This is a genomic window from Bacterioplanes sp. CLAM21, from assembly GCF_059641015.1.
In genome coordinates this window covers 1265109-1280571 of the sequence record NZ_CM184929.1, presented here as the reverse complement: position 1 = coordinate 1280571, position 15463 = coordinate 1265109, and the positions used below count along the sequence as shown (strand labels likewise).

The 15463-nt window shown below is 52.1% G+C and carries 18 protein-coding genes; 12 read left to right on the top strand and 6 right to left on the bottom strand.

Annotated features, from left to right (window positions below; translation table 11 throughout):
• Window positions 1-13: 13 nt before the first annotated feature.
• On the top strand, window positions 14-367 hold the full coding sequence (locus AC55FS_RS06105; protein WP_496935183.1) for a hypothetical protein: 354 nt from the start codon (window positions 14-16) through the stop codon (window positions 365-367).
• On the opposite strand, the gene AC55FS_RS06100 is transcribed toward AC55FS_RS06105, so the two are convergent.
• Both AC55FS_RS06100 and AC55FS_RS06095 read right to left on the bottom strand, forming a co-directional pair.
• A complete protein-coding gene (locus AC55FS_RS06100) occupies window positions 364-810 on the bottom strand; it encodes a YchJ family protein (protein WP_496935182.1) in 447 nt (148 codons plus the stop codon). The genes AC55FS_RS06105 and AC55FS_RS06100 overlap by 4 nt on opposite strands.
• The gene (locus AC55FS_RS06095; protein ID WP_496935181.1) at window positions 807-1826 is read right to left on the bottom strand and encodes a DUF3549 family protein; all 1020 of its coding nucleotides are present in this window, start codon (window positions 1824-1826) and stop codon (window positions 807-809) included. Before AC55FS_RS06095 ends, AC55FS_RS06100 begins: the two co-directional genes overlap by 4 nt.
• Window positions 1827-1996: 170 nt before the next feature.
• On the opposite strand from AC55FS_RS06095, the gene AC55FS_RS06090 reads away from it, so the two are divergent.
• Window positions 1997-2239 carry a hypothetical protein gene (locus AC55FS_RS06090; RefSeq protein ID WP_496935180.1) on the top strand — a complete coding sequence of 81 codons (243 nt, stop codon included), beginning with the start codon at window positions 1997-1999 and terminating at the stop codon, window positions 2237-2239.
• Here the strand turns inward: AC55FS_RS06090 and AC55FS_RS06085 are convergent.
• Window positions 2221-2838: a DedA family protein gene (locus tag AC55FS_RS06085; RefSeq protein ID WP_496935179.1), complete on the bottom strand. Its 618-nt coding sequence runs from the start codon at window positions 2836-2838 to the stop codon at window positions 2221-2223. The genes AC55FS_RS06090 and AC55FS_RS06085 overlap by 19 nt on opposite strands.
• 70 nt (window positions 2839-2908) lie before the next feature.
• Here AC55FS_RS06085 and AC55FS_RS06080 point away from each other — a divergent pair, with 70 nt between their 5' ends.
• Window positions 2909-3811: a class I SAM-dependent methyltransferase gene (locus AC55FS_RS06080; protein WP_496935178.1), complete on the top strand. Its 903-nt coding sequence runs from the start codon at window positions 2909-2911 to the stop codon at window positions 3809-3811.
• 11 nt (window positions 3812-3822) lie between these two features.
• On the opposite strand, the gene AC55FS_RS06075 is transcribed toward AC55FS_RS06080, so the two are convergent.
• Window positions 3823-4824 carry a GGDEF domain-containing protein gene (locus AC55FS_RS06075; protein ID WP_496935177.1) on the bottom strand — a complete coding sequence of 334 codons (1002 nt, stop codon included), beginning with the start codon at window positions 4822-4824 and terminating at the stop codon, window positions 3823-3825.
• A complete protein-coding gene (locus AC55FS_RS06070) occupies window positions 4821-5744 on the bottom strand; it encodes a diguanylate cyclase domain-containing protein (protein WP_496935176.1) in 924 nt (307 codons plus the stop codon). Before AC55FS_RS06070 ends, AC55FS_RS06075 begins: the two co-directional genes overlap by 4 nt.
• A 151-nt stretch (window positions 5745-5895) precedes the next feature.
• Here AC55FS_RS06070 and AC55FS_RS06065 point away from each other — a divergent pair, with 151 nt between their 5' ends.
• Genes AC55FS_RS06065 through AC55FS_RS06030 form a run of 8 tightly spaced genes read left to right on the top strand, consistent with a single transcriptional unit; the run spans window position 5896 to window position 13347 of the window.
• Entirely contained in the window at window positions 5896-7152 is a 1257-nt protein-coding gene (locus AC55FS_RS06065) for a glutamate-5-semialdehyde dehydrogenase (RefSeq protein ID WP_496935175.1), read from the top strand.
• Window positions 7133-7777 carry a nicotinate-nucleotide adenylyltransferase gene (gene nadD / locus AC55FS_RS06060; RefSeq protein ID WP_496935174.1) on the top strand — a complete coding sequence of 215 codons (645 nt, stop codon included), beginning with the start codon at window positions 7133-7135 and terminating at the stop codon, window positions 7775-7777. Before AC55FS_RS06065 ends, nadD begins: the two co-directional genes overlap by 20 nt.
• A gap of 7 nt (window positions 7778-7784) precedes the next feature.
• Window positions 7785-8135: a ribosome silencing factor gene (rsfS, locus tag AC55FS_RS06055; protein WP_496935173.1), complete on the top strand. Its 351-nt coding sequence runs from the start codon at window positions 7785-7787 to the stop codon at window positions 8133-8135.
• A complete protein-coding gene (gene rlmH, locus AC55FS_RS06050) occupies window positions 8132-8599 on the top strand; it encodes a 23S rRNA (pseudouridine(1915)-N(3))-methyltransferase RlmH (RefSeq protein ID WP_496935172.1) in 468 nt (155 codons plus the stop codon). Before rsfS ends, rlmH begins: the two co-directional genes overlap by 4 nt.
• 15 nt (window positions 8600-8614) lie before the next feature.
• Complete coding sequence (gene mrdA, locus AC55FS_RS06045; RefSeq protein WP_496935171.1) at window positions 8615-10468, top strand: penicillin-binding protein 2; 1854 nt, start codon at window positions 8615-8617, stop codon at window positions 10466-10468.
• The gene (rodA, locus tag AC55FS_RS06040) at window positions 10468-11610 is read left to right on the top strand and encodes a rod shape-determining protein RodA (protein ID WP_496935170.1); all 1143 of its coding nucleotides are present in this window, start codon (window positions 10468-10470) and stop codon (window positions 11608-11610) included. Before mrdA ends, rodA begins: the two co-directional genes overlap by 1 nt.
• A gap of 13 nt (window positions 11611-11623) precedes the next feature.
• Window positions 11624-12580, top strand: coding sequence for a lytic murein transglycosylase B (gene mltB, locus AC55FS_RS06035; protein ID WP_496935169.1), 957 nt, complete (start codon window positions 11624-11626; stop codon window positions 12578-12580).
• Window positions 12577-13347 (top strand): septal ring lytic transglycosylase RlpA family protein, encoded by a 771-nt coding sequence (locus AC55FS_RS06030; protein ID WP_496935168.1) that lies wholly within the window; start codon window positions 12577-12579, stop codon window positions 13345-13347. Before mltB ends, AC55FS_RS06030 begins: the two co-directional genes overlap by 4 nt.
• Window positions 13348-13680: 333 nt before the next feature.
• Here the strand turns inward: AC55FS_RS06030 and ccoM are convergent, their stop codons facing one another.
• Entirely contained in the window at window positions 13681-13800 is a 120-nt protein-coding gene (ccoM, locus tag AC55FS_RS06025; RefSeq protein WP_496935167.1) for a cytochrome c oxidase subunit CcoM, read from the bottom strand.
• Between the two features lie 301 nt (window positions 13801-14101).
• Here ccoM and AC55FS_RS06020 point away from each other — a divergent pair, with 301 nt between their 5' ends.
• A complete protein-coding gene (locus AC55FS_RS06020) occupies window positions 14102-15463 on the top strand; it encodes a surface lipoprotein assembly modifier (RefSeq protein ID WP_496935166.1) in 1362 nt (453 codons plus the stop codon).

The following is a 15463-nucleotide window of genomic DNA, read 5'->3' as shown; positions in this document are numbered from 1 at the left end:
GTTTTCAAGGTTCATGACTATCGGTAAGATGAAAACATTGGGCGTTAAAGTCAAGCATTGGACGATAACTGCCAACCGTCATTTGTTACCGGAGTTGTTTATGTTGCGCTATGGCGCCCTTTTGTTCGCCCTACCCGCCATTTTGTTGCTAACGCTCTATGGCCTGGAAATGTCAGCCATCAGTGACTGCCAGGCGTTAGGCCAGCAACTCGACCTAGTCAGCGGCGAATGCAGCGAGCAACAGCAAGCCCATTCCAGCTATTACCAACGCCATGCGCTGCTGGTCAATCTGATGTTGCTAGTCTCTCTACTTGGCGCCCTAATGATGACTTGGGGCATGCTGAAAAAAGGCATGCAACGTGGCTAGACACCGCAACAGCGCTTGAATTTGGCGTTGCTGCCACAGGGGCAAAGCTCGTTACGAGCCGGTCGCCAGACACTCCATTGAGCATCGCCATCGACATAAAACCAATGGCCATCTTCACGCACAAAACGTGATAACTCGCGCAGTTGCTGAAACTCTTCGCCAGCACGAAAGCCAGCCCAAAAGCGTACCTGGGCCTGATCACCAGCCGGCAGATGTTCTTCAATACGCAGCCCTAACCAGTGGATATCATCCTCCAATGGCAAACTCTGCGGCCGGCTGCTGACATGCCAACTGGCCAGCAAATACTCTGACAGCCGTAAGGCAAAGGCAGCGTAGCGAGAGCGCATTAGCGCTTTGGCGCTTCCGGCTGCAGCACCTTGGTGCAGCGGCTGACAACAATCACTGTACGCCGCGCCACTGCTACAAGGACACGCTGACGTCATTGCACCGAACCCTGGCGTACACGATTCAGCAAATCGCCAATCGCGGCGATCAAGCGTGGCGTGCGCTTGGGATGGCGAAAGGCTTCCATCACATGTTCGCGTTTGCCAGGTAAAGTCATCAAATCGGATACCAAGGGCATAAAGGCCTGACCCTGCTGATCGGTTTCTGCCAACCGCTCCAGATACTGCAGCAGCAGATCCCCTTCCAAATCAGACCAGCAACGACTGGACACAGCCGCCATAACTTCCATATCGGCGGCATTAGGATGGGCCAGGATCGCCAATAACAAAGCACGGCGCTGCTCTAACTGGGAGCTCTGGCTTAGAGCGCGAGCAAAAGCGGCTAAGTCAGCGGCACTGGCTTGTTGCTCTACCACGCTGGCCAAACAATCGTTGATGGCCAAGGTCAGTTCCTGATTGGGTGCGGTATTTTCCAAAAAGCCCAACACCACATTGCGCGGAACCGCAGGCATATGGCCCATGGCGTCACGAATTAAGACCTGATTGCCTTCTTGCTCCAGTCTGGCCACTACTTCGGCCAAACCCTGCAAGCCCACCCCTTGCCAGTTGTCCCAACCGGTATCGCCGCTTAAATAGGCCCGTGCGGTGGCGTAATACTGACTGCCCGGTTGATCCAGCACTTTGGCGGCCAATGCATGAAAATAAGCCATGCGATTGCCATCGGGTTTATAGCTGCAAGGCGCCTCACCATGGTCTTTATCGGGTGCTGCCACTACTCGCAGCCAGTGCTGCAAAAAGGCATCTCGTGGGCCAGGTTGCAAGATGTTCTGCTCGTCTAATGGCAGTTTCAAAAACCAGATACTGTGACGACCTGGCTGCTTCGGCTGCCAGCTCAGAATGCCAAGCCAAGCGTGACGTAAATACGGGGTCGGATAAGGACGGGCCAGTTGTTCAAATTCCGCAAACAGTTGCTTATTGATCTTGCTGACTCTGCGCCCCATATCAAAAATGCGCATTTGGGCACCGCTTTGCGCCACCAGCTCTGAAATTGTCACATCGGACCCCTACTACATCTGTGAAGGGCGCTATGGTACCAGTCTGCCGACCAGATTGCGTGTCTGCAGCCTCGCTTCCTGCAACTATCCCTCAAACGGTGCGCTGGTTATCATAGTGACCTTGATGATAAACACTGGCACCACGAAACCGTGCCCAAACGGAGGTATGAATGATCATTGTATTGGCCCTATTAGCCGGCCTGATCATAGGAGGCGGCTTGGTTGGCTATATGCTCAGTCAGCGCTGGCGCCAGCAAGTTCAACAGGCGGAGCAAAGCTTGCAAGGCATCGCTGAGCAATATAAAGCACTGGAGCAGCAAAAAGCCCAGGACAAGCAGCGCATTGCCGATCTTGAATATCAATTGGGCGAAGCGCAAAAAGACCTGCGCGCGGCTCAATCGCGTCCTTCTTGATTGGCTTTGTTGCGCTGACGCTTGAATAACAACACCGCCAGCGCAGCCAGCAGACACAACACCAACAGCAGCCAGGGGCCTTGCAAGTGCAACATGTGGCCAAACAAAAACGCTGGCAGCAAATAGGCTGCTCCCCAGGCCAGCGATGACAGTGCGTTAACCCACAAAAATTGCACCGACGGCATCTTCAATGCGCCGGCAACGGCAGGAATAAGCGGCCGCAGCGGGCCAATAAAGCGTCCGACGGCAATGCTCCAGCCGCCATAACGACGAACAAACTCATGCCCCTGCTGCAGCAATTGCGGTTGATTTCTTAATACAGGCCAGCGCGGCAGAGAGTCTTTGGCCCAATGCCCTATCGCAAAACTCAGACCATCACCGATAAATGCGCCTAGGCTGCCTGCTAACCACCACTGCCAGGCACTGATATCGGCTTGCGCAGCCATTAACGATAAACTCAGTAATATCACCACCCCTGGTACCAGCAAGCCCAGCAGCAGCAAAGATTCCAGCAATGCCGTAAATAACACCGCGAGTAGCAAATAATAGGGATCACTGTCGCTCAGCAGTGCCTGCAGACTCTCCAGCCACTCCGTCATGCTTCAACCATGGAGGTCAAAACAGGAACGGGGTATGCTGCCAGCACCGACAACAATAATAATTTCTCTTATGACTGCCACCAACGACTGTTCAACCTTGCTGTCAGACACCACGGACACCTCACGTATTAGTATCAGTGCTCATTATACTGGCGCTGTTTGGCTGCGCCATGGCTTGTCAGCACCGGCCTTTTCCACCGCTATGGGAAGGCTGGCTTATGCCGGACTCAGCCCGGTAAATGCTTTATTAAAAGGCTTAGCCGGTGCCAATATCGATGTGTTTTTGCTGCAAAGGCACTTACTGATCGATGCTCAGTTGCAGCAATTAATTGAACAGCAAGGCGTTTGCCAAGTGATTGAACTGGCAGCTGGTTTATCACCACGCGGATACCGACTATGTCAGCGCTACCCGCAACTCAGCTATATAGAAACGGATCTGCCTGCCATGTCGCAGCGTAAGCAAGCACTATTGTATAAACTGCAAGCACCGAAACGTCATCAAGTACGCAGCTGTAACATTTTGCACAGTCAAGGCAGTGACAGCATCGAAGCCATAGTCGCCGACATGGATCGCAGCCAGCCGCTGGTGATTATCAGTGAAGGGTTGGTCAATTATTTTGAATTATCACAAATACGCGCCGTCTGGCAGCGCATTGCTGCGCTATTAGGTGAATTTCCACAAGGTTATTACCTCACCGATTTGTACCCGGATCTGGTCGAACACCCGTCCTATCGTTACGTTAAAATGGCGCAAAAATTGGTCGGCTTTTTCACCCGCGGCGACTGGCCTTTGCACTACCGCAGTCATGACGAGATTATTCAGGGCTTTAGCAGCGACGGCTTTGCCGCAGTTGAGGTGATTGATCCGGCCAATTGTTACGATCAGCTAGATATTCCACGGGTCAACACGCCGACCATGGTCAGAATTATTAAGGCGCAAGCCACCGTTTCAAACCATTCAACGCAAGATTAACGGGTTAATCTTCATAATTCGTCGTTAGAGTCTTGAAAGGCGGCCAGTTGCAAACTGGTACGCCGCTGCTGCTGCAGCTTGGTATTTAAGCGCTTAAGCAATTGCCCAGCGTGCTCCCCTGACTGCCAAGTGACGGCTGCCGCACTCAGATTGATTTCGGCAAACGGCTTCCAAGTATGTTGCTGCAACACCCGCTTAACCCGTTCCATCAGTACAATAGCGCCGTCTTCTGGGCAATTGGGTAACAGTAAAACAAACTGCTCCTGATCGAGCCGAAACACTTCATCAGCAGCTCGAATTTGTTGTTGTGCCACATCGACAAACTGTGGCAAAAATTGCAGTAGCGCTGCCCGTCCATGAATGTCCAACCACTGCGGCCAATCACCCAACTGCAAGCCAATCAAACTGACGCTATTACCGGTATCCGCCGCGCGCGCCAGTTCACGCTCTAAAACAGGTTCAAAATGGCGACGATTGTAAGCGCCAGAGTGAGGATCGGTCAGAGACAAGCGCTTTAGAGCGTGAGAACGCATTTGCGTAAGGTAGGCAAAACACCAGGCCGAACCCAATAACAAGGCATAATTGGTACCGGTTCGAAGACCCGTTGCCGTATCTGTGGCTTGCCAGATCATAGCCGTCATCAAACAGCCGATGGTCACATTCAATACCGTGGCATGCAGCATCGGTAAACAGAAATAACTGAACAGTGGCAAGGCGTACAAATAGTGCAGCATCAATTGTGGATAATCGGGCAGTTGATAGACCGCCAGTGCGGTTAGCACCAACACCAAGGCATAATTCACCCACAGCTGACCATCACGATCGCGATTGATGTAAACAAAAATAGCGCTAAACAAAAACGCCGGAATGGCGATGGCATTGGACAGCACCAACGAATACAGGCCTTGTCGATACTGATCAAACATTAATACCGCAATTGCCAGCGCCGCCAGGGTAAAGACCAACACCTGCAAGCGCGGTAATAGTTGCTCTTGCGGCAGATCGATTTTCATGCATGACTCCGCTGTAAACGCTGCAGTAAGGTCTCTGCATCGTCTTCGGGTTGATACGCTTGAAAAGCCAGACCAATAGTCTCTGACTTCAGCCGACTGGCGTCCAATGATTGTCGTATTTGCTGCAGCAGTGTCTCGGCCTTTGCCTCACTGCTGTGCGGCATTAACACAATAAAGTCGTCATTCTGCATGCGATAACAGGTATCGTATTGGCGTAGTGATTTTTTGATACGCCGACCTAAGTACAACAAACGTTGCTCGTAATCTTCCACTTTCAGGCTTTGCCAAGACTCAGGCGTGGTAATAACCACCACCATCAGATCGCAATAGGTTCGATCAGCTCGCGTCATTTCTTTATTTAAATCCAGTAGCAGCTGATGCTCGTTATACACCTGGGTCAGAGAGTCTGTGTGCACCACCTGGGTCATGCCGCGACCACTGTGCTCATTAATCAAGGCATACATAACGGAAAAAACGGAGCAAGCGGCGTAAGTAAACAGGGTTTGCAAACGCAAATATGGATCGAACTGAAAAATCACCAGCACGACCAAGGCAATGCTGTACAGCAAGGTGATATAGCTGGCGATGCGCAGAGAAAATAAAAAGTAAGAATAGATAGGCACAAAATAAATCCAGTGCACCACCTGGGGACTTTGCTGCATCCCAAATAAGGTAAAAACACACAGTAGCCCGACCAACAGCCATTCGGGATACGGCGATGAGCGCTTTTTCCGCCGCAGCAGCAAATAACCGGCATACAGCACTAAGCCGAGTGAAAAGCCCGCTGCGACGCCGGCGAACAAGTACTTGCTCTCAAATAGATCCAGCACGGCAATAATGCTCAACCCCAACGCTGCCAGCAGGCAATAAATCACCTTAACCTGCAACACCACCAAACTATGCAGCTGTGTTTTTTCCATGCTTTGCCCTTCTTGAACAGATCACCAACGCCATGGCGTAGACCCTGGTGTATACTAGCGCACTTTTAGTTCGGCTCGATAAAGCGCATGCTGCTTAAACATGAGTTAGAGCCTTGCGATCTCACCCTACAGCCAGCGGTCAGGTAACCATATGAACGTCAGTGACTATATGCACACGCTTGGACAGCACGCCAGAGACGCGTCACGAGCGATGGCCCGCGCCAGCAGCCAGGATAAAAACAACGCTTTATTAGCCATCGCCGATGCCATCGAAGCACAGCGTGATGTTTTACAGCAAGCCAATGCTGAAGATATGCAACGCGGACGTGACAACGGCCTGGACGCCGCCTTGCTCGACCGTCTTGAACTCACGCCGGCGCGTATTGATGGCATGATCGAAGGTCTGCAACAAGTCGCGGCACTGACCGATCCAGTCGGTGAAATCACCGATTTAAGCTACCGCCCCAGTGGCATCCAGGTGGGTAAGATGCGTGTACCTTTGGGAGTGATTGGCATCATTTACGAAAGCCGCCCCAATGTCACCATCGAAGCCGCCAGTTTATGTTTGAAATCCGGTAACGCAGCCATCTTGCGTGGCGGCTCAGAAGCCATCGCTTCCAACCAGGCGCTGGCCAACTGCATTCGAGCAGGTTTGCAACAGGTCGGTTTGCCCGCCACTGCGGTACAAGTGGTCGACACCACAGATCGTGCCGCCGTTGGCGCACTGATTACCATGCCTGAGTTTGTTGACGTGATCGTACCACGCGGCGGCAAGGGACTGATTGAACGCATCAGCCGTGAAGCTCAAGTGACCGTTATCAAGCACCTGGATGGCATTTGCCACGTTTATATCGACGAGTTCGCTGATTTAAGCAAAGCCACCAATATCGCCATTAACGCCAAAACCCACCGCTACGGTACCTGCAATACGATGGAAACCTTGTTGGTGCATGAAGCGGTGGCCGAACGCATTCTGCCAGATCTGGGCGCCGCCTATCGCAAGCTCAATGTTGAGCTGCGCGGCTGTGAACGCACGTGTGCCCTGATTGGCCACGCCATAGCTGCCACGGAAGAAGACTGGGATACCGAATATCTGGCGCCGATTTTGTCCATTGCGGTGGTTGCGAGTCTCGATCATGCGATCGACCATATTAACCGTCATGGCTCACATCACACCGATAGCATAGTGACCGAGAACTACACCCTGGCACGTCGTTTTTTAACCGAGGTCGACTCCAGTTCGGTCATGGTCAATGCATCAACCCGCTTTGCCGACGGTTTCGAATATGGCCTGGGCGCTGAGATTGGCATCTCCACCGATAAAATTCACGCCCGTGGCCCAGTCGGCCTAGAAGGTCTGACATCACAGAAATACGTAGTGCTGGGCAATGGTGAAATCCGCAAATAATTCTGCCCATTGGGCGCTGCTCGGCGGTACCTTCGATCCAATCCATATTGGTCATTTACGCATCGCCGTGCAGCTGCGTGATCTTGGTTTTGATCGGGTGCTGTTAATCCCCAATCGCATTCCGCCGCACAGACCACAGCCACAAGCCAGTGCCGAACAGCGTCTAACCATGCTGCAATTGGCTTGTGATGCCTTAGATGGCATAGAGCCCTGTGACATTGAGTTGCAACGTGAGGAGCTGAGCTACAGCGCCATTACCGTCGAGGCCTTGCATCAGCGCCACCCAGATGTTCGATTTACCTGGGTGATGGGCGAAGATGCTTGGCAAGGCTTTGAGCACTGGCATCAGCCTATTGCATTGTTAGAACAGGCCAATCTGCTGGTGGTCAGCCGGCCAGGGCTGCAAAACACCAGCCACTGGCAAGAGCAACAACTGGAACAGCGCCAATGCGAGGTGCAGCAGTTGCTGTGCAGCAATGCCGGTAAAATTTGCTGCCATAACTGGCCTGAGCTCGATATATCCGCCTCTTACTTGCGCCGCGCCCTCAAGCAAGGCGAGAATGTCACCTTTCTGGTCCCGCCCGCCGTGCTGGACTACCTTAATCAACATCAACTGTACCGATAACTTCTGAATGCAAACTGACGACATAAAAACTCTGGTGTTTAACGCACTGGACGACATGAAGGCCCAAAACATCACCACTCTGGATGTACGCGGCCGCACCTCGGTCACCGACTGGATGATCATCGCCACCGGTACCTCAAACCGCCACGTTGCCGCTGTTATCGCCAATGTGGAAGAAAAGGCCAAACACGCCGGGCTAAAAATCAATGGCACCGAAGGACGAGCAGCGTCCGACTGGGTGCTGTTGGATCTGATTGATGTGGTGGTGCATGTCATGACCGATCAAGCCCGCCACTTCTATGACTTAGAACGCTTGTGGGGCGAGCCCAGCAGTGAAGAGGGTAGCCAGTCACAATGAAGCTGCGCTTGCTGGCCGTTGGCCAGAAAATGCCGGCCTGGGTAGAGCAAGGCTTTCAGGAATACGCTAAGCGTTTGCCCAGCGACTGCGCCCTGGAGTTGGTGGAAATTGCTCCGGGCATGCGCAGCAAGTCCAGCAGCAAGGAAAAGGCGATGCGCCAGGAAGCCGAAGCCCTGCGCAAAGCCATCCGTCCACAAGACCATGTTGTGACTCTGGAAGTACTGGGCAAATCCTGGACTACTCCACAGCTCTCTCAACAGTTAGATAACTGGCGTATGCAAGGCGGCGATGTCGCCATTTTAATTGGCGGCCCGGATGGAATGAGTGATGATATTCTGGCGCTAGCGAAGCAGCGCTGGTCACTGTCGAATCTTACCCTGCCACATCCGCTGGTGCGGGTGTTGGTGGCAGAACAGCTGTATCGGGCCTGGAGTATTCTCCAAGGTCACCCCTACCACAAATAAGCAAGGCTGACAGACATGTGGGAATCATCGTTTAGGGACAAGTCAGCAGAAAGGCGCTTGTTTCGTATTCGGGCGATGACACTGGCGGTGATTATTCTGGCCATGCTCGGCACTTTAGCCTGGCGCATGGCCCACCTGCAAATCACTGAGCACGAAAAATACAAAGACCTGTCGGAAAACAACCGTATCGCCCTACGCCCTGTGGCGCCGACGCGTGGGCTGATTTACGACCGTAATGGCATTCTGCTAGCAGAAAATATTCCTTCTTACAGCCTGACCCTGGTGCCAGAACGCGTCAGCGATATGGAACAAACCCTAGCCGCCGTGGATCAGTTGATTGGGTTTAGTGAGCGCGATCGGGAAAAGTTTGATCAGCGTTTGGCCCTGCGCCGCAGCCCCTACGAACCCGTTGTGGTGCGCCACCGGCTAGAAGAAGAGGAAATTGCGCAAATTCTGGTAAATCGCTATTTCCTACCTGGCCTTGAGGTCGAAGCACAGCTAGTGCGTCACTATCCGCAAGGTAAAAGTTTTGCCCACGTACTGGGGTATGTTGGCCGTATTAACGAAAAAGACCAAACTCGAATTGAAGCCGATGAAGAGCAAAAGCAGCGCTACAGCGCGACCCATCACATCGGTAAAATCGGTATCGAACGACGCTACGAAGATCGTTTGCATGGTGACGTCGGTTACCAAAAAGTCGAAACCAACGCCCGTGGTCGGGTGTTACGCGTATTAGAGCAGCAGGACCCGGTTCCTGGCCAGGATCTGACATTACATCTAGACGCTGCCTTGCAAAAACGCGCCGAACAAGAAATGTCGGGCTTTCGGGGCGCCGTGGTTGCTATCGATGTTAGCAGCGGAGGGATATTGTCGCTGTACAGCAACCCCAGCTTTGACCCTAACCTGTTTGTGACCGGCATATCTTTTAAAGACTACGGCGATTTAAGCAACAATCCAGATCAGCCGCTATTCGACCGCGCTGCTCGTGGCCAGTATCCGCCCGCCTCCACTCTAAAACCCTTTGTTGGCCTGGCCATTACTCAATCTGGCACAGCCAGCTGGCAAACCGCTATACAAGACCCTGGCTGGTACTCGATTGATAATTACGACCGCGTTTATCGCGATTGGAAACGCCGCGGACACGGCATGGTTGATTTACACAAAGCCATTGTCGAATCCTGCGATACCTATTTTTACGATATGTCGGTGCGCATGGGCATTGATGCCATGTCACCGTTTCTGGGCCAGTTTGGCTTTGGCCGCGACACCTCGGTCGACGTCATTAATGCGTTGCCGGGATTATTGCCCGATCGTGACTGGAAGCGCAGTCACCGTGGTAGCTTTTGGTTTGCTGGTGACACCGTCAATATGAGCATTGGTCAGGGCTTTATGAAAGCCACGCCACTGCAAATGGCCACGGCGACCTCAGTATTAGCTAATCACGGCCAGTGGAACCTGCCGCGTTTACTGGCCGCCGTCAATCAACAGCCTTACCAGCCCGACATTTCACCACCTGAAAATATTGAGCTAAAACAATCAGATGAGTGGTTGCGTATGGCCAGGGCCATGCAGGATGTCATTATTGGTGATCACGGTACCGGCTGGCGTTTAAGAAAAGGCCTAAAAGTACCCATGGCCGGCAAGACGGGGACCGCACAGGTGGTGGGCATCAAACAAAACGAAGAATACAACTCCGAAGCGCTGGCAGAACGACTGCGCGATCACGCCTTATTTATTGCCTTTGCCCCGGTAGAAAAACCACAAATAGCGGTCGCAGTAGTGGTTGAAAACGGTGAATCTTCGGGCACCACCGCAGGCCCTATTGCCCAAGCACTGATCAATCAATATCTCAGCGGAGCAGACAGCTAATGGCGTCTACTGATTTCAGTCGCACCATGAGCAGCGGTTCACTGCACGGTTTTGCTCGCAGCCGTCAGCTGTTTGCGCGCATTCATCTTGACCTGCCTTTGTTGTTATTGCTGCTGTTATTGTGCGCAGGCGGACTGACGCTGTTATATAGTGCCAGCGGCCGTGATATGGGCATGGTCACCCGTCAAGCGATTCACTTTGGCATTGGCTTGGTATTGTTAACAGCCGCCGCTCAGTTTCCACCACGCTGGTATCAGCGCATTGCCCCCTGGGCCTATGCCGCTGGATTAATTGCCTTAGCCGCCGTGCTGGTGGTCGGCATTGGTGCTAAAGGTGCTCAGCGCTGGCTCGCTCTACCAGGGCTGCCGCGATTTCAACCGTCAGAGCTGGTGAAGTTGATTTTGCCATTAACGGTAGCCTGGTATATGGCACAGCGGCCGGTGCCACCAAAACTGTTTGATTTGCTAAAAGCCTTAATGATCATCGCCATACCCACGGTCATGATTTTAAAGCAACCCGATTTAGGCACCGCGATTCTGATTGGCACGTCGGGACTTCTGGTGTTGTTTTTTGCCGGTATGTCGTGGTGGTTAATCAGCTCCATGATTGCCTTAGTTGCGGCCAGTGCACCATTAATGTGGTTTTTTGTGATGCACGATTATCAGAAACAACGGGTACTGACTTTCCTCAACCCGGAAAGCGATAAGCTCGGTGCCGGCTGGAATATTATCCAATCGAAAACGGCCATTGGCAGTGGCGGCATCGATGGCAAGGGTTTTTTACACGGCACACAATCGCAATTGGAGTTTTTGCCGGAAAGCCACACCGATTTTATTATTGCGGTACTGGCCGAAGAATTGGGTCTAGCCGGGGTTTTGATTTTACTCAGCCTCTACTGCTTAATCATCCTACGCTGCTTATATTTATCGACGCGCTGCGACACTTTGTTTGCTCGCTTGCTATCGGGGTCGTTAGCCGTCACCTTTTTTATCTATGTATTCGTAAACATTGGTATGGTCAGCGGCATTTTACCCGTTGTCGGAGTACCCTTACCCTTGGTGAGCTATGGCGGCACATCCGTGGTCAGTTTAATGCTGGGCTTTGGATTACTGATGTCCATGGCCGGCCATCGACAACGCTAAAAAGGAAAAAATGATGCGAGTACGGGCAGCTGTATTGGGAGCCGTGTTGCTGTCGCCTGTCACGCAGGCAGCATACGATCAGCACCCTAAGTTTGAACAGTTCACGCAGGAACTGAAATCGGAGTACAACATCTCTGCCGACACCGCTAAGCATTGGCTAGCACAAGCAGAGCGTATGGATTCCGTTTTAGAAGCTATCGCTAGGCCCGCAGAGCGACGCCTCGAGTGGCATGAGTATCGCAAGATTTTCGTTACCGACAGTCGCATTGAGCAAGGCAAAGAATTTCTCAAAACCCACGCCAAGCAACTGCAGGCTGCGCAGCAGCAGTATGGCGTCGACCCAGCCATCATCGCCGCCATCATCGGCGTTGAAACCTACTATGGTAAACGCCAAGGCAGCTATCGGGTACTCGACTCACTGGCAACGCTGGCCTTTGACTATCCCAAACGACCGCTATTCTGGCGCGAGTTGAAGGCCTTTTTTGCCCTCGCTGAAGAAGAGCAATTAAATTTGGCTGACATCAAGGGCTCCTACGCTGGCGCTATGGGCTATGGGCAATTCATTCCCAGCAGCTTTCGCAATTATGCCGTCGATGGTGACTTTGATGGCAAACGCGATTTGTGGAACAACCCAGCCGATGCCATCGCCAGTGTTGCGAACTACTTTAAACGCCATGGCTGGCGCAGCGGCGAGGCCATTACGACTGCAGTTACCGTCTCTAAAGCGCTGCCCAATGATGTGGTTAATGCCAGTCTCAAGCCTAAGTGGACGGTAGGCGAGTTGCGCACATTAGGTGTGAGCGTTCCTGCGGCATTTAGCGACAAAGACAGTGCCACGCTCATGCAGCTCACAACTCAAGAAGGCTCAGAGTATTGGCTAGGGGCACATAACTTTTATGTTATTACCCGCTACAACCATAGCCGCCTTTACGCCATGGCCGTGTATCAATTAAGCGAGGCACTGCGATGAGGCGAGTGCTGCTGATGGTGCTGATGGTGCTGATCAGCATCATCAGCGCCTGTACTAGCTCACGTTATCAACACCAGCACGACTTTACCCCGCCACCGACCTCGGCTGAGCTAAAGCCTGAGCCAGTGCCAAAGGCGGAGCCGCGTAGCGTGCTGGGCAACCCTGCAAGCTATGAAGTGCTGGGACAGCGCTATCAGGTGCTGCAAAACGCTTTTCCGTTTGAGCAGCAAGGCATTGCTTCCTGGTATGGTATGAAGTTTCACGGCCATCAAACCTCAAACGGTGAGATTTATGACGTCTATGCCTTCACTGCCGCCCACAAAACTCTACCACTGCCCAGCTATGTAAGAGTCACCCGAACCGATACCGGAGCCAGCGTGGTGGTACGAGTCAATGATCGTGGCCCATTCCATCAAGGTAGAATCATCGATTTATCCTACGCTGCAGCTATCAAGCTTAATATGCATCAACAAGGAACCGCTCCTGTCCGTATTGAAGTGCTACAGCCTCCGCAGTCCCATAGTGAACGCTGGCTGCAGTTGGCAGCGCTAACAGAAGCAGACGCAGCAAAGACCCTCAAACGAAAGGTTCAAACGCTACTAAATGGCCGCTGGCCAGTGACTATCACTGAGTTTCAACGTCCACAAAAAGTAACCGTGCACAGAGTGCGAATTGGACCTATCAAGGAAGGAGAAGAACTCGCGCAACTGCAACAACTGTTGCAACGAGAAGGCATCGACGCCATGCTATTGGCTGCGCATCAGTAGTCGCAAAACAATAAAGTGCCGCAGGCAAGAATTGAGAAGCCAATAATACTGTGCCACAGGCGAGAATTGAGAAGCCAATAATACAGTGCCGCAGGCAAGAGTTAAGTAGCCAATAATAAAGCGCCACAGGCAGAGTTGGGTAGAAAATAATAAAGTGCCGCAGGCAAGAATTGAGAAGCCAATAATACAGTGCCACAGGCAAGAATTGAGTAACAAAACAAAAAAAGGGCCGCAGGCAAAATTTGCCGGGCCCAGAGGCAAGGTACTCAGCGCAGAATCAAACAACTACACTGCCACGCCTGCGCGCGCAGCAGTGGACGGGATTGCTAAAAACTATTCGCCGGTGCCGTGTTTACTGATGTCCTGTTTGATTGCCCAGTACACTCCGCCGAAAAAAGCACAGGTAAGCGCTACAATCACTAAACCAGATACAACCACTTCATCCACAAACATAGTCTCACCCTCGTCGAGGTTCATTCCCGCTGGCGGAGACTGTGGTTCAGTGACCGCCGATCTGAGGCCAAGATAACAAGTGCAGTGAAGTGAAAATTGATTTGGATCAACGGGTTTACCGGCCCTAAAAGGGAGCGAGGCGAGACTTGACACACATCAAAAGCCCCTATACTGATCATGGAATTGGCCCGGGCCTTGCTATCCGATGCAGAGACAAGATGTCAATGTGCGGTAAAAGTGGCATTTCGGGAATAACAAGGCACACTTAGATGAAGTATTCTCCAACTGTGGATAGAGATTTATGAACCACGGACTGTTGACCACAGCGAAGAAGCTGGGAGCGGCTGTTCTGTTGTTTGGCCTGGCACTGAGTAGCCAAGCCGATGAACAGCCCCCACAAGTCCAAACAAGCGACCCGCTAGTGACGTTGCGACTGGCGGTAGAGCAGGGACAATATCAACAAGCATATGCCGTAGCACAGCAGCAACTACTGGCATATGAAGGCGATCCATCATTTGACTTTTATTATGGTTTCAGTGCCGCTCAAACCGGCAACTATCAAGAGGCTCTGTTTGTGTTCGAACGACTGATCAGCGCCTACCCAGATGTCATTCGCTACCGGCTTGAGCTAGCGCGGGCACACTTCTATCTGGACAATCTTGACGGTGCCGAGAAAGAGTTTCGTCGTGCGTTGGATGCTCAACCACCAAGCGGGGTTGTCAGCACAGTCGAGCAATTTCTTACGCGTATTGAGCAAAGACGCCAGCGCCGTGAACCTCAGTGGCAAGCGGGTGTCAGCCTGTCTGCTGGTTACGATAGTAATATCAACGCTGCAACAGATGAAGACCGCATTCGCTTTGAGCTGAATGGCAACGACGTCACTGCAACACTGAATAAAGAGCTACGCGCCAGCGATAGTGGGTATTATCAGTTGCGAGGTCATGCTCAATACATTCATCCCCTAAGCCAGCGCAGTGGCATAGATGTGCGTTTTGGCGCTAGCCGCAAAGACAACGGCCTCAATGATGATTATGACCTCAATAGTGTTTATGCCGATATGGGATGGCGCTTACTGAGAGACAGGAACACCTTTGGTTTATCTGGCCAGTACCGCCAGTATCATCTCGGTGGAGAGTCATACCAGAATGAGTTTGGGGCAAACGTTGATTGGATGTCCGCGTTAAACGAAAGTTGGGCATGGACCAGTACTGCAGGCATTAAAAAACAAAACAATCAGCGCAATTCAGCTTTGGACCTGATCCAGGCAGAGCTTGAGTTAGGCATTAATTTTAGTAACTCATCATTCGGACAGCAATTGCGTGCCTCGTTCAGTTCTGATTTTGGTGATGGAGATTCGCTGGCTCGCAATACAATGGGCGTCAACTGGAACTTCCAATACGCAGTCAGCCATCAATCTCAGTGGTATGGTATGGCGCTGCTGCAAGACCAGAAGTACAAGAACCCTTTACCAGACAATAACTTTCTTGCTCCTGGTGTCAAACGTGATGAGCAGCTGATGCAGTTTGCATTGGGCTACAGTCGCCAATTAATACCGACGATGGGGTTTTTCTTTCAATTGAGCTGGGTTGATAGTAGCAGTAACGTTGCGGTTTACGAGTACCAACGTTCGCTGTTTGAAACCGGCATAGCGCTGTCATTCTGA